This is a genomic window from Algoriphagus oliviformis, assembly GCF_017254915.1.
Lineage (GTDB): Bacteria > Bacteroidota > Bacteroidia > Cytophagales > Cyclobacteriaceae > Algoriphagus > Algoriphagus oliviformis.
This window is the reverse complement of record NZ_JAFKCT010000078.1, coordinates 1-290: the sequence shown is the minus strand read 5'-3', so window position 1 is coordinate 290 and position 290 is coordinate 1. Positions and strand designations below refer to the sequence as shown.

Annotated in this window: 1 protein-coding gene; it reads left to right on the top strand. The window is 57.9% G+C overall.

What is annotated here, in order from left to right; all coding sequences use genetic code 11:
- Window positions 1-290: pyruvate formate lyase family protein (locus J0A68_RS23365; protein ID WP_317195148.1), on the top strand; the 290-nt coding region annotated here is incomplete at both ends.

Sequence of the window (290 nt, the reverse complement as noted above, 5' to 3'; positions counted from 1 at the left end):
ATGACCGTGACGTTTATCGCACCATGGCTTGCGGCATCGCCGGTCTGTCCGTTGCGGCCGACTCCCTGTCCGCCATCAAGTACGCGAAAGTCACCACCATTCGCGACGAAGACGGCCTGGCTATCGACTTCAAAGTGGAAGGCGAGTACCCGCAGTTCGGTAACAACGACGCCCGCGTCGATGACATCGCCTGTGACCTGGTGGAACGTTTCATGAAGAAAATTCAGAAACTGCGCACCTACCGCAACGCGGTACCGACCCAGTCCGTACTGACCATCACCTCCAACGTG